Source organism: Serratia sp. BNK-33-b, from assembly GCF_048684565.1.
Lineage (GTDB): Bacteria > Pseudomonadota > Gammaproteobacteria > Enterobacterales > Enterobacteriaceae > Serratia > Serratia marcescens.
The window spans coordinates 4547354-4564104 of sequence record NZ_JBLQTZ010000001.1 but is presented as its reverse complement, the minus strand read 5'-3'; the positions used below and the strand labels follow the sequence as shown (position 1 = coordinate 4564104).

Below are 16751 nucleotides of genomic sequence, written 5' to 3'. Positions count from 1 at the left end.
TCTGATTATACATAGAGAATTTTTTAGGAGAATAACTCACGCTTGTATACCAACAAAACAGGGTGGAAGATTGGCAAAATACGCCAACATTTTTAAGCCCGGCAACTGTTTTTTAAGCATAGCCTTACCCTGAGGATCGACGCCGTGGAGTTGAAAGACACTTTTTATCTGATCGATACCAACCGTTGTAATCTTCATGACGGACGCTCCCGTTTTCAAGTGGTCGAGTTTAACACCCTGCCATTTTGACACACTAATGGCGATCCCATCAGAATCTGATACAGACTCAGTCCGGTCGATTTGAGACGGAATATGCTTCATCAACTTTTTCAGCACAACGCTCCCCACACCAACCAGCAACTCTGCGAAACGAGTAGTGGCTTGCACACTGGTCCGTTGACAGCCCAACTCTCACGTGCCGAGCATAAAAATATTTGTAAGGAACACCATGTATATTCTTCGACTTTCACTCTTGGTTGTATCTTTTATACTGAGTGGCTATATACAAGCCGCCCCTACAACCGAACTTCCCCCAGCCCCAAGTGCATACAAATATATCGTGGTTAAGCATCCCACGAAACCTATAACGAAGACTAAAAAAGCCCCTCCCCCCCAAAAAACAAGAAAGCCCATAAAGTCCGTTTCCGAGCCCTCCATTGAGATCAGCCGCCCACAGACGGAGCACGGTCGGAATCCATTCTCAGAAGGACGCAAGAATCCATGAGTTTTAATATCAATATCAGCAACACTGTAAAAGCGGTCGGAATCGCTGATCTGAATACGCATGTAATTCGTTTTCAATTTCATTCGAAAGTAATAAGAAATGTTGAGCTTGATGAGTTTACAAAATCTTTACATACTCACGATAACTTTAGAAAAAGGCTGTTGAGGTGGTAGTGGGAATTATCAATGCTTCAGTCTCATCCCCATGTATTGAATACAATTGAACATGATTGTAATAACGAAAAACCTGAGCTTGGCAGCATTATCTTACACATTTTCGATTATCCTTACGGTGCTGTTAGCAAACACTTCTTGACCTCCTGCTCTTTTCGTTACGACAATTAAGAACATCCCTTCCACGATTATTGAGAGTGAGTTACGGATTTTTCCCCCTGTGAGAAAAATCAGATCTGATTACGATGTGGTCTCACTAAATCAATAATGTTATCCACAAAAAGGAGCGGTGACCATGTGCATGTTAGATTTAAAATGTTCTGGCTGCAAAAAAGATCTTATCGTAAGCTGCAGCATTAGTATCTATAACGTGAATGATATCGACGTGGTGACTTGTGCTAACTGTGGCCAGTCAACTAAAAAGCATTGCATTATCATCTATAAAATTAAAAATACACAGGAAGCAACATATCAAGAACAATCTCAAAAATACTAATTAATGGTAACTAATCGTAAATCCGTTATGCTGAATCCTTGCAGATGTAGGCAGTTTACAATTTCACAGTTATGCAAAAACTAGACTGGCCCCCTGAGTCTCCAGACACTTCGACCCACCTTAAATTAGTGACTAGTCTTAAACTAGTCATTCGATAATTAGGTGATAAGCATGATCGAAGAGTTGCTCGGACTAGAACGCCGCAGGCGCCGTTCTCCACAGGAAAAAATTTCCATTGTCCAGGAAACGCTTCAGCCAAGCATGACAGTATCCTATATCGCACGGCTTCATGGTTAAATGCAAACCAGATCTTCGCCTGGCGAAAGCAGTACCAGGAAGGTAGCTTCACCGCAATCATGGCTGGCTAAGATGTTGTTCCCGCCTCAGAACTTGCTGCGGCGGTTAAACAAATCAAAGAGCTACAGCGCCTGCTGGGTAAAAACCATGGAGAACGAGCTGCTGAAGGAAGCTGTCGAGTATGGTCGCCCAAAAAGTGGATAGCGCACGCGCCCTTATTGCCCGGGGATGGCGACTGAGCTTCGTCAGCCGCTGTCTTCAGGTCTCGCGTGCGCACTTATATACCCTGAAGCATCGTCCCGATAACTGGCCGGCGAATCGTGTATGAGATCTGTTGCCCTGGAAAGTCGAACTCACCTCATCCTAAGCATCAATACGGTTCAAATGTGACGTATATGGATTGCAAGAGCACAGTTATAATGAAAGTGACAGGTTTGCTTTCGTATATCCGGCCTGTTGATGACGCTTTGGCTTCTGGCCTCGATGAGACATTCGCGCATTCCGTCCTTATCGCTTATACGGCCTGAGTGGGCTGTCACATATTGCAGGTTTTTGGAACGCCGGTCTGACCTGTTTTTCATCATTTCTGCATTCTTCACAATTTCAGGTTAGCGTTTATTGTACTACATAGCATAACTTACTGATTTTTCAGTGTTGCTGGTAAATATAATTCATTACGGGCGATAATTACCCAGGAGATCAGTAGTAGTTTATTTGCAAGGGCGACAACTGCTCGGTTAAACCCACGTTTTTCCCGAATACGGTGAACCCACACACTAAGCAGGTCAGTTTTTTCAGCAGACCTGAACAGTACAGCCCTTGCACCATGTATCAGCATGGATCTCACGTACTGATTACCGCATTTTGTTATCCCCAACAAAACCTGCTTACCACCGGTTGTGAATTGTCGGGGGACCAACCCCAGAGCAGCAGAGGCATCTCTTCCTCGTTTAAATTGTTTACCATCACCCATCCAGCTTTTTATCACCTGGCTGACCAAAGGGCCGAATCCTGGAATAGCCAACAGCCTTTGGCACACAGGGTCCTGGTGAACGTATTTCTTCTGCTCGGTGTTACACCATTCCAGTTCATCATCCAATGTAATCAGCCGGGTATACTGTCGATGCAACAATGCTCTCATAGCGTCAGTGAGTTCATTTTCAGCATCCTCAAGTAGCGCGGGTAACGTTCGGCGTAGTTCTGTTGCGCCTTTATTCAGCACAATGCCATATTCAGCAAGAAGCCCACGTACGTGATTTATCAGTTGTGTCCTTTCCATTGAAATCAGCTGACGCATTTTTAAAAACGTCTGAATATCCTGCTGATCAAGCGTTTTTATAGGTACGGGTCGGATAGTTCCATGCTGGCAAGCCTCAGCAATTGCCTGTGCATCGTTATAATCATTTTTCTGGCGTCGTTGATAGGCTCTGACATACTGAGCCGGAAGCAATATCGCTGTATGACCGAGTTTTTGTATCTCCCGGGCCCAGTGATGCGATGCTCCACATGCTTCCATGGCAACAGTCATCGGTGGTTGCTGAACCAGCCAGTTGAGTAAGTTGCTACGTGAAAGTTTCATCTTTCCAACTGGTTTCCCATAGGCATTGATACTGAAAAGATAAAAGTTTGTTTTAGCCAGAACGATGCCGGTGATTTTCACTTGAGACATGGTATCCCTCTTACTTTTTCCTGATTAAAGTTTATCCATCATGGCGCAAATGGGTGCTGCCGTGAAGGAGAGGGAAGACCATCTCATCGCTTACAAAAATACTAGACTGTAGTCTTCCGATAAATTCAACGGCGGCGGTTCAGCCCCTTTGCTTGCTGTGGTATTGCCTGTTTTCACAGCACTAGGCGCAGCAGCTAAGCCAAAGATAGGATTAATGATCATTAATCCTAAGAAAATTACGATAAAAATTGCTCTGTTTTTCATTGGGATATTCTGTTAATAGTGATGTTAACCCTAAGTATAGAGTAATCACATTCTGGTTATCAACAAAAATTGGCATATTGCTGCGATTACGCAAAGCAACGTGTAACACAGCTCTATACTAAGTGTGATTAATCTTCTTTGCCTGAAAACATCGCATTAATGGCCTGTTGCAATTGTGTCTCTTTTTCCAATGTCACTTCAGTAATACGGTTTTTAGAGTAATTAACTAATATCTGGCCATCAAAAGTGGCAGAGAATTTAGCAAAACGCTGGTTATCTTTCTCAAAAACCTGGCTAATTTGCACCACGCCCTAAGACTCTACCGGCTTATATGTAACGGATAGCTACCGAACAATACCAGTGTCCTGAGAAAGTGCAGCAAGCCGGAGATCGGCGCCGGCCAGCTCCTCCCATAACGAGCACTAGCTAACCACCGGAATTTTTACTCCCAGTATACGTAACTTATAGTTGCTTTCGGGGGGGGGGGCATGACACTGTGACATTTGTCATGTTTTAGCTGAATATATTTGCAATTATTTAACACCCGTTTTGATAGTTAATATTCCTATTTCTAAGGGTAATATCTGGAGAGTTAAATGGCTAAAATATATACTACATGGGATGCAAATGAAACTCAGGTTTATGAGCAACAATGTGGTGACAAGACTGAAACCGACTCCGATTTTAATAAAAATATCGGTGCCGGCTTTATTATGGATGCCGTTGGAAAATCTTTGAAGTTGAAAGATAGTGTTGGTGTTTTTTGGCCAGTTGCCCCCAATGATCCAAATGAACTGGCAGATACGGTGACTGAGTTTGACATTTTCTCCGGAATGTTTTCTTACACGAGTAATATGAGTGTTTTCATAGGGCAGCAGCGGCCTTTCAAACTGACATTACAGCGTGATGGTTCAATGAAGATAACGGTGAATAGCGTGATAAGTACTGTATCCAACGAAGGCACGAGTGGTTCTGTGGGTGTTGAAATGAATGATACATCGATGCTCAGCTTATCCAGTGGGATTTTCGAGTGGGGTGGTCGATTTTCCACTTATGACAGTGCTAAGTTAGATATTTTTACTCCTACGGTTGTTCCTCACGATAGCTTGAGTGAATTACATGGGGGATCTGTATTAAACCTCACAACAAACAATATAATGGTTACAAGGGATCAATGGAGAGTTTCTATTTTTGATGGGGCCCCTCAGCTTAATATAATGGCGTACTCTGTGGGAGGGGACCCACTACAAAGCCGTGATGCTGAAGCCACGTATCCTAAAGGGATTATTGATTTCGCTTCATCCAGCAAGGGGACCGTTGCTATTGATATGCCTTCGGCCAGTGCATTTACTCTGTCGCTTTTAAATCAGAGGGGGACCTTCTCTCTCGATGGTCGGGTTATTGACATGCGAACGGATGGACAATTTAAAGTTGGGTATGCTCAAAATGTGCAGAGAGGTGATTTTACGACGCAAACTATGATAATTACCAAAGAGCGCTAATGTAAGCGCGTTCAGTTAATTTTTTAACTCACAGTGGTATACGTGGTTTATTGTCATATTGTGGATTACTTACGACAATTACAGGCCCATGCACCCGCGTTAGCCTGTAAACAATCTTATGTACAGGCTCTCTCGTTCCGATGTTTAGGTTGCATTGCTGTATTTAACTTCTCCTTGAGGTGTTCCAGCCCGTTCCCAGTTCGGGCTTTTTTTCTTGACTCGCCACATCTTCCATTTTCAGTCTTTAATCGCGTTGTGTGTATAACTACAAAAATGTTCTTCCAGAGAAGCCTTTAGCCCACAAATGCCTCTTGTGGGCTCTTTTATGCACCCATCTGAGAATTGAGAGTGCGTTTGGTATTTCTCAATTCAGTGTATGTGCTGTTAGAGTTGCGAAAGCCGGTTCCGTGTGACTGGTTTCGGCAACGTGGTGGGGGATTTACTGTCGATGGTGAAGCTGGAGTGCCTTTCTGAGAAATAAATAGCCTGGCGGGGGGGGGCTTGTGTTACGCTTTCACCGCCGTAATAATGGAAGGGGCAGGGAAGAACTCCCAGGCCCTTTTATGGTCAACAGAATGGATAGTGCGGGTAAGTTGATATCATTTTAGCTCAAGCACTAAATTACCATTAACGTAATTAGATTGCTTGAGGCGACTATCCACATAATTGAGGTCGGTATTGCCATCAATCGAAACAAGCCCCTTGTTTACAAGGGCGTTGTATTGAAACGTGTTTCCTATGCCCTCAATAATAAATTTCCCACGGTTGATGCCTTGTTGGGTATCAAAATAGAATAATCCCTTTTCATATGTTCGCGTGAGAAAATCAAACACCAGAACATCGCTTTTTGCGCGTTTAAACGTGAACGAGGGAGTCCCTGCAGACAACCTAAATACAGGTGGGACATCTTTACACCCCCAAAGATTTTCATTGCGCTGGGCCGATATGATAATCGATGACATCGTGACCGAGGCGTTGTCTCTGGCAAGCATCGTGCCTGAAGTAAACCATATTTCGGCTTCGGCATTTACATTAAATATACCATTGTTATAAATGCTGATTTGAGGTTGGGGTTTTCCGACCTCCGTTACTTGCATTTGGCCGAAATAAACTAAACTCGCGTCAACTGTCAACTGACTGGCTACCTCAAGGTCTAAATGTCGAACTATGGTATCGCCGGCGTTGTCGAGATAGCCTAAATTAGCTTTGCCGATATCCATCAGCTTTAGTGTCCCTTGTTGCACCAGGATGTGTGTAATGTCGTCTCCGCTAGAGACGGCGCGTGGCCACGCCACTTCGTTGTCCGGAATATTCCGGTCTCCCTTTAGCGTCAACGTACAGCCGGGGGCAGACATCGTGAAACTTCTGTTGTAGAGTTTGTCAAACGTGCGACCTTCTCCTTGCAGGGTTTGCGAACCATAATTAGACATGTATGTTTGATTGGCATTTGGGTCCCATGCGAATGGCGTTGTCATGATATTATCCTCATCAGTTAGTTTAAGTATGACATGAGTACTGCCTACTGTTCATATGTCACAGTAGATTATGTAATGAGTTTGATTGCGAAATTAAAAAAAAAGAATATTTCTATTTTTTAAATTGAACTCGGTGGTGTTGAGTTTTTAATCTTTAGCACCGTAATCACGGTGGTGTTATCTTGTCAAATGATTTAATGCACCAGCCGAAAAGCCTGTTTTGCTTAATGAGAAATAATCACGTATTTCCGCCAGCCACGTTCAGAGATGTTAACATCAGGATGTTGTAGCAGGAGAAGCGGTTATGGCAGACTGCAGTGTCTCCGGCGCAAGAGGGATTTTGTCCTGAGGAGAACGCTGTTCATGGTGCACGGGACTCTCTCGTCGAGCGCCCCCTGTTTTTGACGGGGCCGATGGTGAAGGTGAAGACGTGTCATTTGGCTACGTGTATTGACGCGTTGCGATATTTATGAGGGCCAAATTTGAGTGGCATGCCTTATTGTTTGGAGGGTTGTTGCCTGGTGTCATTCAATGGATAATCACCTGTCTTAGGTCTGGGACGAAAAAAACTGCAATATAAATCAATATTTCTGGAGAGGTATAATGACGAAGCGCAAGCACTTAACGCAAACGGAGGTGGAAAGCATGCTGGACATGGCAAAACAGAGCGGTAATCCCGAACGGGATTATTGCTTTTTATACATGAGTTTTATCCACGGTTTTCGTGTCAGTGAGGCGTGTCGGTTGCGGGTGTCCGATTTGGATCTGAAGCACGGCAGTTTGTACATACGGCGCATGAAAAACGGATTTAGTACCAACCACCCGTTACTGAGCAATGAAATCCGGGCGATAAAAGCCTGGGTGAAGATACGAAAGCAATGGGAAGGCGCGGAAAGCGACTGGCTGTTTTTGTCGAGGCAGGGAGGGCCGTTGACGCGTCAGCGCGTTTATCAGTTGATTAGCGGGTTGGGTAAAAAGGCCAATCTTGCTGTAGTTTCGCATCCGCACATGTTGCGCCATGCGTGCGGTTTTGCGCTGGCGGACCGGGGAGTGGACACGCGGCTGATACAGGACTACCTGGGTCACCGCAATATCCGCCATACGGTGCGGTATACGGCCAGTAATGCGGAGCGATTTAAAGACGTTTGGCGATTAAAAAATAAACACAAAAAGTTACATTTAGGACCAAACTGTCAACTAGCTTAGTCACCATCGCCATTTTTGCACAGAGAAAAGATAATAAATTCCCAAACAAAATGCATCCATTTGTAAAAAAAGAAAAAATACTCGCAAAGAAAATCGATAACATCATGAAATAGTTGCAATTGCTAATCACTTCCCTGTTTTGCATTGTGCTCATTTCACGCTTCATTCTCCCTCCCTACTCCTGAGTTTTCTTTTCGAAAGTATAAAATATTGCCGTTAATCATTCTGTTGGCAATAGCCCCCGTCACCTCCCATTTTTCAGCACAAAACCCCAATAAGTAACCAAAGTTGTCAAAATGGTCCTAAATGACAACCATTACACCGTAAGGAGATGTGGGGAAGGGCCAGCAATAAGCTACCAACTGTTTGTTGTGGTCGGTAGGTATCTATCCAATGGTATTAGGAAAACTGAAATGAAAAAAAATCTTCTGGCACTGGCCCTCGCGGCTGCTGGTTGCTTATCTGCAGGGGCTTATGCGGCCGATGGAGCAAGCGGTACTATTACTTTTCATGGCATTGTGAACGGTGGTACCTGTACTGCACCGACTGATTTTGCTAATGCAAAAGTTCTTCTTGGGGATGTTGGTGTCAATGAGGTGAATGGAACGGCGCAGCAAAATATCAGACCTTGGTCAAAGGATTTCGCATTCACTGCTTGTCCAGCGGAGTTGACGAAGATTAAGACCACGGTAACATTTACTAATGTGGGTGTTTATGGTTATGTAAAAAACTCTGGTACAAGTAATTTTGCGATATCACTCGGGCATGACAATGTTCTTCCTACGACGACAGGGTATGGCATGGCATCTGGTTCAAATTGGGACACCAATATAGCAAATGGTACTGCCACTGTTAATATTAAGGGGGCACTGAATAATTATGGCGCAGTTGCGCCAACGGTAGGCACCCTTGATTTTCCAATTAACATGACCGTGGAATACATCTAAGTATTCACCCGTTTTTATTTTGAAGGAATTAATTAAATGAATACTAAGAAAAGACTTATTCCAGTGATGTTGTTGGCCGCAAACTTTGCTGTTTGTGCTGGTGCTTATGCGAACCAGACTGCAACAGGAAAACTGGATGTCACCGGGACCGTGGTTGCCACAACTTGTACGGTTGCGCAAAGCGAGCTGACTAAGACAATCACATTTGCTGATGTGGATGGGAGCACATTAGGTTCAGCGGCAGTGAACGATAAAATCGCGGGTTCGACCCAGGCGCTGACGTTTGATGTTACCGGCTGCCCTGGTACGGGTAATGCTTCAATCCGTTTTGATTACACTCCTCAGGCAACTACCACGGATTACCTGACGAATACCGGGACTTCTAAAGGTGTCTTGGTTGGTATTAACGAAAAAGGCAAGGTCCCACGCATTGCCCCGGCTGGTTTGATTACTGCTGCCATTACTGCGGGTAACGCTACCATTAATGCAGAAGCCAATCTCTATAAAGCCGCTGCGGCTGTTGGTGTGGGTACCATCGCGTCAGTAATGAACGTAACGGTTGTTTCACCATAATATCTTTTTATCTTTCTCCCCCTCCACGGATTTATCCGTGGAGGGGGATCTACAGGTGAATTATGATTAAGTCTCGATCACATTTTATTGTTGTGGCCTTTGTGTTGTCCATGTTCTCATTTTTCACATATGCCTCTGGGGGGTATTCATTATCCAAGACGCGCCTGGTAGTTAATGAAGGTAAGGAGGCTGGGATAAAAATTCAAAATTCATCTGACGTTCCGTTACTGATTCAGTCCTGGGTATCCTTTTATAATAAAGATGATGCATCATTATATGGAGGGAAACCACCTTTTGTGGTGACGCCTCCCTTATATCGCCAAGGGACGGGCGATAATTATGTGAAAGTCATTCCTACCGGGAATGCGTTTCCTAAAGATAAAGAGTCTGTCTTTTTCTTCAATGCCAAGGCGATCCCCGCTTCTGCAGAGAAAGATAAAAACAGCAACAAGGTGTCATTTTCTTATACAAACATGATCAAGCTGTTTTATCGACCTAATGGCTTACCAGGTGTTTCAACGGAAGCCTATAAGCAACTCACGTTTTCCCGTACCGGAAGTACGTTAACGGCCAAGAACCCCACAGCGTATTATATCACGTTTAGTAAAATTTCTGTTGGCGGTCGTGAACTTGACAATATTCGGGATATGGTACCTCCGTTTGGGAGTCATGCATATCCATTGCCTTCTGGGACATCTGGAAGCATTGATTATCAGACAATTGATGAGTTTGGTGGGGTGACACCGAGCATAAAAGTTTCGTTTTAGTAGCTGAATTCTCAATTAACATTTTATTCTTTTTAGTGGGGACATTTTTTCTCATGAGCAGACTGAAACATGTTGAATGTTGCAGCGGGCATTTTCGTTTGTCCATCCTGTCATTCAGAATATTCTTGTGCATTTCATTGTCATTAAATGGGATGGCTGTGGAAGCGCGGGAGTATTTCAACCCAGCCCTTTTGGGAAATAATGGCCCTGCAAACCCCACGTCTTCCAATGTCGATTTGTCACGCTTTGAGGCCGGTGGGCAATTACCCGGCACCTATCGCGTGGACGTTTATGTGAACGGTCAATATATGACCTCGCGAAATATTGCATTTGTGGCGGGTTCAGATACTGAATTGCTCCCATCTTTATCGTTAAAAGATTATTCCAATTATGGGCTCAATGCAGCGGCGATCCCGGCACTGAATGGCGTAGCGCGGACGACGATGTTGTTGCCTCTAGACAAATATGTGCCGTCGGCCACTGCGCACTTTGATTTTTCGCAACAGCGGTTGAACATCAGTATCCCACAGGCCCTGATGATGACGCAGGCGCAGGGATATGTTGATCCAGACAGTTGGGATGAAGGGGTACCTGCGGCACTGCTGGATTACAACATCACCGGTAATCATACCAGCAACCGTGGTGATAACACCTTGATGGGCGATTCTGATGAGCAATTTGCCAACTTGCGCAGCGGGCTTAACTTTCAGGGCTGGCGCCTGCGAAACTATTCGACCTGGACACGCAATAGCGGCTGGGGAGGGCAGGGGTCGCAGACGCATTTCAACAACATCAACACGTTTCTTGCGCATGATGTGAAACCTTTGCAGGGCGAGTTTGTTGCCGGTGAATATACCACCCCGGGTGATGTGTTCGACAGTATCCCGTTTCGTGGCGCTCAGCTTGCTTCTGACCAGGGCATGTTGCCTGACAGCTTGCGCGGTTTCGCACCGATCATACGAGGCGTGGCGAACACCAATGCTCAAGTGACGGTGAGGCAGAACGGTAACGTTATCTATCAGACGTATGTCCCTCCTGGTCCCTTTACGATAAAGGATTTATACCCCTCTTCTGACAGTGGAGATTTGGTTGTCTCCGTGAAAGAGAAAGATGGGACGGAGCGGCATTTTACCCAGGCCTATTCGTCGGTTGCGATCATGCAGCGGGAAGGTCAGGTTAAGTATTCGGTAACGGCAGGTGAACTACGTAACAGCGGTAATAATAGTTTGCGTGAGGCCAAGTTTGTACAAGGCACTCTGATATATGGCATGCCGCATGATATGACCCCGTATCTTGGCGTGTTAGCCGCTCAGTATTATCGGGCTGCTGTTGTCGGTCTCGGTGTCAGTCTGGGGGAATGGGGGGCCATTTCTGCGGATGCCACGCAGGCAAATGCGACCCCGGTGTCGCGTGATAAGTCCCAGGGGCAGTCTTATCGTATCCGCTATTCCAAAAGCATGCTGGAAACAGGCACGACACTGACGATGGCTGCCTATCGTTATTCCACCAAAGGGTATTACAGCTTTCAGGATGCGAATACATACCGTGATGAGCGGGATGATAACACTAATGGGGCTTCTTATCGTCCTCGCAGCGAATTTAACGTCACTCTCAATCAGGCACTGGGGGATTTCGGTTCTCTTTATCTTTCGGGCACGCAGCGTGATTATTGGGAGCGTGAGGGGAGCGAACGTACATATAACGCAGGTTATAACACGACAATATCTGGCATCAGCTATGGCTTATCGTTGAGCCAGGCCAAAAATAGTGACGCAGGCAGTGACAAGCGAACAGATCGGCGCGTGGGTTTTAACGTGTCAGTACCGTTGAATCGTTTCCTGGCCGGAGATAATACCTCTCTCGCTCGTAATATGAACCTGAGTTATAGCGTGAATTCAGATCAAGATCATAAAGTGGTTCAGCATGCGGGGCTTAATGGCACTGCGCTCAGCGATAACCAACTGAGTTATAACGTTGATCAGAGTGTGGGCAACCAGGGGCAAGGGTATGGTGGTAGTCTGAGCGCTGTTTATAACGGCAGTGCGGGGTCGGTATCGGGTGGCTATAACTACAGCAAAAATCAACAACAGCTTACCTATGGCCTCAGCGGTGGCATTGTGGCTCATCCACATGGGATTACGTTGGGTCAGGAGCCAGGTGAAACCATTGCCATTGTCCGTGCTCCGGGGGCATCTGGAGTGAAGGTGACTAACCAGAGCGGTGTGGCAACTGACTGGCGTGGTTATGCGATTGTGCCGTATCTCACGCCTTATCGAAGCACGGAGGTCGGGCTCGATCCGTCCAATCTGGGTAACGATGTGGCGATGGATCTGACATCTGCACGTGTGATCCCGACGCGAGGGGCCGTGGTCATGGCTGATTATCGGACTCAGGTAGGGCGTCAGGCGATGTTGAACCTGACATATCAAGGGAAGCCTGTACCGTTTGGGGCCATGGCCGTTCTGGACACTCATAATCTTGATGAGGGGCAGAAGGCTGCAAACGGGATCGTGGGAGACGACGGACAGCTATTCATGACAGGATTGCCGGATGAAGGACGACTTAACCTGCAATGGGGGAGTGGTGCGGATGAGCGTTGTGGTGTTCCATACCACCTGACGTCTGAGCGGACGGATAATGTTCCGGTCAGCGTTACTGCGGTTTGTCAGTAATAGACAAGGATATGGCCTATGCAATGCAGAATGTGGTTGTTTACATCGTTGTTATTTGTCGCCATGGTGAGCGGTATCGACATGGCACAGGCCAACCAGCAGGATCGGAGCAGGGGCGGTATTGGGACGGATCGGACGCGTTACATTTATCCTGAGGGAGCACGTCAGGTTGGTGTAACGCTAAGACAGGATGCAGGTGAAAATTATCTAGTACAAGCCTGGGTCAGAGGATTAGATCCGGTCACTGGCACGGTGCTAAATGAGTCGACGCCGTTTTTCCTGAAACAACCGTTGGTTAAAGCCATGCCGGATGGTCGTTATGGTTTTCAGGTCATAAAAGTTAAGCCCGTGCCGGTGAAAGATCGCGAAAGTGTCTATTTGCTTTCTTTTAAGCTTATCCCGGCAGAAAAAGAAACCGGTGTGTCAACGTCTCGTGCGAATGTCGTTATGACGTATAACGTGAAACTGTTTTATCGACCGGAAGCACTCAAGAATGGCAAGGTTGCCAGCGCTTCAAAGGAATTAAGATTTTTCCGGACAGGCGACGCATTGAAAGTGAGTAATCCGACCCCTTACTGGATAACCTTTTATTCTCTCCAGGTTGGCGGTCATGCTTTATCCGAAAATGTCCTTAAACGCATGGTGCCACCTTTTGGTGAGGTGGTATACAGTTTGCCATCGGTTGGGAGCAGCGTGATATGGCAAATTATTGATGAAAATGGTGATCGGTCTACACCCGTAACGTCATCAATCTGAAAATACGTACAGTCAGATTGTTATGCGTAGCACGACAGCTGACAGAGAATGAAGACGATTTATCTTTTGAGGTTGATCTTATGTGTTTATCCGAATGGTTATTCAAACCTAAAAAAAGAAAATATTTTTTTGGTAGTCTGGGACTGATGTTAATGGCTGTCGAGTCTTTTCCTGTGATGGCTGATACTATCACACTGAACGGCAGATGGTCACAGCAAGGCCTCATTGACATGCAAACGCTTGGGCCAGTCGACAATGCGGCGGTCGGGCAGAATTATTCTCCCGGATCACTTATATCTGTTAAGTATTCCACCTCAGATGGGAATGTGGTGGCAGCATCAGGTGATACGCTGCCGTTGATCTGCATTTCAAAAACAGGCGTAACAAGTACTGATAAAGTCTGTCAGGGGGGGATTTTCGTCAACCCACCTCCGGTATTTGCACTGCTTGGGTATGTAAATGATGCCGATCCGAAAAATAATTATGCCATCTCAAGCCTTTCCATAAAACCGTCAGGCAAAGTGGGGATAATCGCTAAGACCTTGTATGATGGCGTGCCTGATACGTTCACGTATTCACCACCAACACTCAACTGGCTGGCCCCGGCACGGCCAGAAGGTGTTGACTCATCCAAAATGTACACGGGTCTCACCGGAGGTTCGTTAACGGGCGCACAGGTTGGCGCTTGGGCGGGAGCTGGCAGTTATTCTGATTTTAATAATACAGGCCAATATACCGGAACGGTCACGGTGAGTGTCGGGGGGAACAGTAAGACATGGACTTACAATGTGACGATTTTACCGCCCCTTGCCACTTGTTCTTTAACACCACCATCGGCGGTAAGTTTTGGTGATGTGGTGACGACGCCCAGTGCGCCCCCCTTACTCGCATCTGCCAGTACCAATATATCGGCAAGTTGTAATGTTTTCGATAATGCCTCTGTCACAGGACAGAATATGTATTTGACTTTTGAGGCTGGGTCGTATGGGCTTTACAACGGATATATCGGATATCTTGGGACTTCTATCGACGGGATTTATATAACCGGTGGTGCAACTGCATCCGATGCGTCGTGTTCAAGTCCTGATTTGAGATTTGATGGTTTGGCCCATCCTAACTTTAAGATGAATGATTCTGCATTGCAGACAGGAAACAATGCTGAGAGCAAAAATATCTATTTTTCATTGTGTCATGATATAAACAAAACCCTGATCTCAGGCAATGTGATGTCCGACGCAAAAGTTAATGTTGTTATACAGTAATAGATGGTAGTGGGTGGCTATGTCTGGGAGCATTTTTGTAAAGATTCGCTTAGGTAAGCTTTGATTGTCTGGTCTTGTTTATTCTGCATCCTGTTTATTGGGGGGCTGGCATTTGCCTGTTTTTTATAATGGCATGATTGTGTTCACTAGTCTCTTGCTGAAATTTGCATTGTCATTGTATGTGCCAGGGCAGTTTTCGCTGAAGTGGAACGTTTTGCCATGTTCCATACGAGGATTGTTGTTCTGCGTAGTGTAGTATTCCGTTATGACTCGACATGGATGTCTTTCCTTTTTATGCAGTGATTGTTATTTATAGATCTAGCTGACTTCTTTTTTCTGCTTTGTTTTATTTTTACTGCTTCACCAGGGTTGTTAGTAACGCGGTGTTTTTATCGTTGTTTCAATATATCCACTTGCGGAATGGTTGTTGTGTGTCGCCGACGATTCTGTTTTTTGAGGTTTTAATCATGAAAAATGTTGAAGATCGCAAGTCAATTCTTTCTGAAAAAGAGGTTTTGGGTGAGTTCGGTGAGTGTGTTCCAAAATCCTCGGCGCGTGTCCTGGGCAGGCAATCCAATCACGGGGATTTTACATTACCGCGGTGCCTGAGCCATTTGGTCAATCCACCACTCTATATTGCCGTGGCGCATTGGGGATTATTAAAAAAGACGCCCTTTTCGCGCGACGATATATCCCAGGCCTTTCGGATCACGCCTCGTCGGGCGGCAGACGTGATGACTTATATCCAGCGCGAGCATGGCGATGTCATTACCTGCGTTCGCCACCTGCAGGTGAACCCGGCCGGGATACGGTGCCTGACCCTGCAAGTGACCGGGGTGGCGGAGACGCCACAGTCTGCGTCCGTGCCCAGGTCGCGTCGGCGCGCGCCGGATAAGGCCTCACGGGGAGAGAGGCAAAAAAAATCGCAGGCGCTGCACAACATGCGCGCCACTTTCCTGGCCCGGCCGCTGCTGTCACCAGTTGGTTCGAGGACGGAGAGTGAATGAGGACGTCGGGGTGACGTATGGCTACACAGTTGTCGTTCTGGTCGGTGCTCTCTGCCCACTCATTTCTGGAGGTGGATCACTGGCTCTGGCCTGTCATGGTTGGGGTGGGGGGCGTACTGGCGCTGGCCTGGGGGGGCATCTTTATGCATAACGTGCGCAAGGGCGCTGTGCTTCGTGTGGTGTTGTGGCAGTGGCTGCAGGCGTGGCTGTTGCCGTGTGCGTTCATTGCGGCCGGTGTGCTCCTGGTGGTGTCTGGTGGCGACTGGCTGGCTGTGGTCCTGGACTCGGCGGACTGGGCAGTGCGGCGGTGGATGTATGAGCTGCAGGTATTCCTGGGGAATGACACCTTTGTCCCCATTCCGCCGTCACTACTCGGGAGCGGCGTGCCGCTGTTGCCGGGAGAGGCCTGGCAACGTCTGGCGGGGGTGTTGCGAGTCGTGGTTCATGACGTGCCTCACTGACGCTCGCCTATGGTGGCTGATGGCCTGCTCCCTGGGGGTTGTGACGATATGCATGATTGGTGTGATTCGCGGGGTGCAGGGCGTGCGCCGCCGAGTCCTGTTCGGCCGTAAACCGGTGTGGTTCTGTCGGTTTGTTCGGGGGGAGCTGTCGGTGTGGGCGACGGTGTGGCAGGGCGGACCTGTCTGCGCCTTTGCCGTGTGGTGGGTCAGCGCCATGGGGTATGCGCCGCCGGCGGTCTGGCTGGGGTATGGCGGGATGGTGTGGTGCGGAATCTGGGCGGTTGCGGCGATGAATGCGGCGCGCAAGTCTCAACTTCGGGGTATCTGCTGTCTGGGTATCAGCCTGATGATTGGCCTGCTGTGGGTTGTTGGTGCATGGGGGGGAGGGGTGATGTGGTTCTGTCGCCCTCCGGGATGACGCAGTGTGTTGTGGGCGGAAGTGGGGCATGGGTTCGGTCGTGAGTAGTGCGCAGTCAGGGCAAAAAAGGAGTGAGGTGAAT

At 47.0% G+C, this 16751-nt stretch carries 14 protein-coding genes and 3 pseudogenes; 12 read left to right on the top strand and 5 right to left on the bottom strand.

The window, feature by feature from the left end:
• Window positions 1-39 precede the first annotated feature (39 nt).
• A pseudogene (locus ACMGGK_RS22130) lies at window positions 40-198 on the bottom strand (IS110 family transposase); the annotation flags it as partial.
• Window positions 199-1564: 1366 nt separating this feature from the next.
• On the opposite strand from ACMGGK_RS22130, the pseudogene ACMGGK_RS22125 reads away from it, so the two are divergent.
• A pseudogene (locus ACMGGK_RS22125) lies at window positions 1565-2012 on the top strand (transposase); the annotation flags it as partial.
• A gap of 315 nt (window positions 2013-2327) precedes the next feature.
• Here the strand turns inward: ACMGGK_RS22125 and ACMGGK_RS22120 are convergent.
• The 3 genes and pseudogenes from ACMGGK_RS22120 to pgi all read right to left on the bottom strand — a co-directional run.
• Window positions 2328-3359 carry an IS110 family transposase gene (locus ACMGGK_RS22120; RefSeq protein ID WP_420277241.1) on the bottom strand — a complete coding sequence of 344 codons (1032 nt, stop codon included), beginning with the start codon at window positions 3357-3359 and terminating at the stop codon, window positions 2328-2330.
• Between the two features lie 90 nt (window positions 3360-3449).
• Window positions 3450-3623, bottom strand: coding sequence for a hypothetical protein (locus tag ACMGGK_RS22115; protein ID WP_420277493.1), 174 nt, complete (start codon window positions 3621-3623; stop codon window positions 3450-3452).
• Window positions 3624-3666: 43 nt separating this feature from the next.
• Window positions 3667-3928, bottom strand: a pseudogene (gene pgi, locus ACMGGK_RS22110) (glucose-6-phosphate isomerase); the annotation flags it as partial.
• Window positions 3929-4219: 291 nt separating this feature from the next.
• On the opposite strand from pgi, the gene ACMGGK_RS22105 reads away from it, so the two are divergent.
• Window positions 4220-5125 (top strand): hypothetical protein, encoded by a 906-nt coding sequence (locus tag ACMGGK_RS22105; protein WP_420277240.1) that lies wholly within the window; start codon window positions 4220-4222, stop codon window positions 5123-5125.
• 599 nt (window positions 5126-5724) lie between these two features.
• Here ACMGGK_RS22105 and ACMGGK_RS22100 read toward each other — a convergent pair.
• A complete protein-coding gene (locus tag ACMGGK_RS22100) occupies window positions 5725-6600 on the bottom strand; it encodes a hypothetical protein (protein WP_420277239.1) in 876 nt (291 codons plus the stop codon).
• A 603-nt stretch (window positions 6601-7203) separates the two neighbouring features.
• Between ACMGGK_RS22100 and ACMGGK_RS22095 the strand changes: the two genes are divergently transcribed.
• The 10 genes from ACMGGK_RS22095 to ACMGGK_RS22050 all read left to right on the top strand — a co-directional run bounded on the left by ACMGGK_RS22095 (window position 7204) and on the right by ACMGGK_RS22050 (window position 16669).
• Window positions 7204-7806, top strand: a complete 603-nt coding sequence (locus ACMGGK_RS22095; protein ID WP_420277238.1) for a tyrosine-type DNA invertase — start codon at window positions 7204-7206, stop codon at window positions 7804-7806.
• Between the two features lie 413 nt (window positions 7807-8219).
• Window positions 8220-8753, top strand: a complete 534-nt coding sequence (locus ACMGGK_RS22090; RefSeq protein ID WP_420277237.1) for a fimbrial protein — start codon at window positions 8220-8222, stop codon at window positions 8751-8753.
• Window positions 8754-8789: 36 nt separating this feature from the next.
• A complete protein-coding gene (locus ACMGGK_RS22085; protein WP_420277236.1) occupies window positions 8790-9326 on the top strand; it encodes a fimbrial protein in 537 nt (178 codons plus the stop codon).
• Window positions 9327-9388: 62 nt separating this feature from the next.
• Complete coding sequence (locus tag ACMGGK_RS22080; RefSeq protein WP_420277235.1) at window positions 9389-10093, top strand: molecular chaperone; 705 nt, start codon at window positions 9389-9391, stop codon at window positions 10091-10093.
• A 53-nt stretch (window positions 10094-10146) separates the two neighbouring features.
• Window positions 10147-12765, top strand: coding sequence for a fimbria/pilus outer membrane usher protein (locus ACMGGK_RS22075; RefSeq protein WP_420277234.1), 2619 nt, complete (start codon window positions 10147-10149; stop codon window positions 12763-12765).
• 18 nt (window positions 12766-12783) lie between these two features.
• A complete protein-coding gene (locus ACMGGK_RS22070; protein WP_420277233.1) occupies window positions 12784-13521 on the top strand; it encodes a molecular chaperone in 738 nt (245 codons plus the stop codon).
• A gap of 80 nt (window positions 13522-13601) precedes the next feature.
• Complete coding sequence (locus ACMGGK_RS22065) at window positions 13602-14783, top strand: hypothetical protein (protein ID WP_420277232.1); 1182 nt, start codon at window positions 13602-13604, stop codon at window positions 14781-14783.
• 431 nt (window positions 14784-15214) lie between these two features.
• Window positions 15215-15790 (top strand): CaiF/GrlA family transcriptional regulator, encoded by a 576-nt coding sequence (locus ACMGGK_RS22060; RefSeq protein WP_420277231.1) that lies wholly within the window; start codon window positions 15215-15217, stop codon window positions 15788-15790.
• A gap of 17 nt (window positions 15791-15807) precedes the next feature.
• Window positions 15808-16251 carry a hypothetical protein gene (locus tag ACMGGK_RS22055; protein WP_420277230.1) on the top strand — a complete coding sequence of 148 codons (444 nt, stop codon included), beginning with the start codon at window positions 15808-15810 and terminating at the stop codon, window positions 16249-16251.
• 19 nt (window positions 16252-16270) lie between these two features.
• On the top strand, window positions 16271-16669 hold the full coding sequence (locus ACMGGK_RS22050) for a hypothetical protein (RefSeq protein ID WP_420277229.1): 399 nt from the start codon (window positions 16271-16273) through the stop codon (window positions 16667-16669).
• Window positions 16670-16751 lie beyond the last annotated feature (82 nt).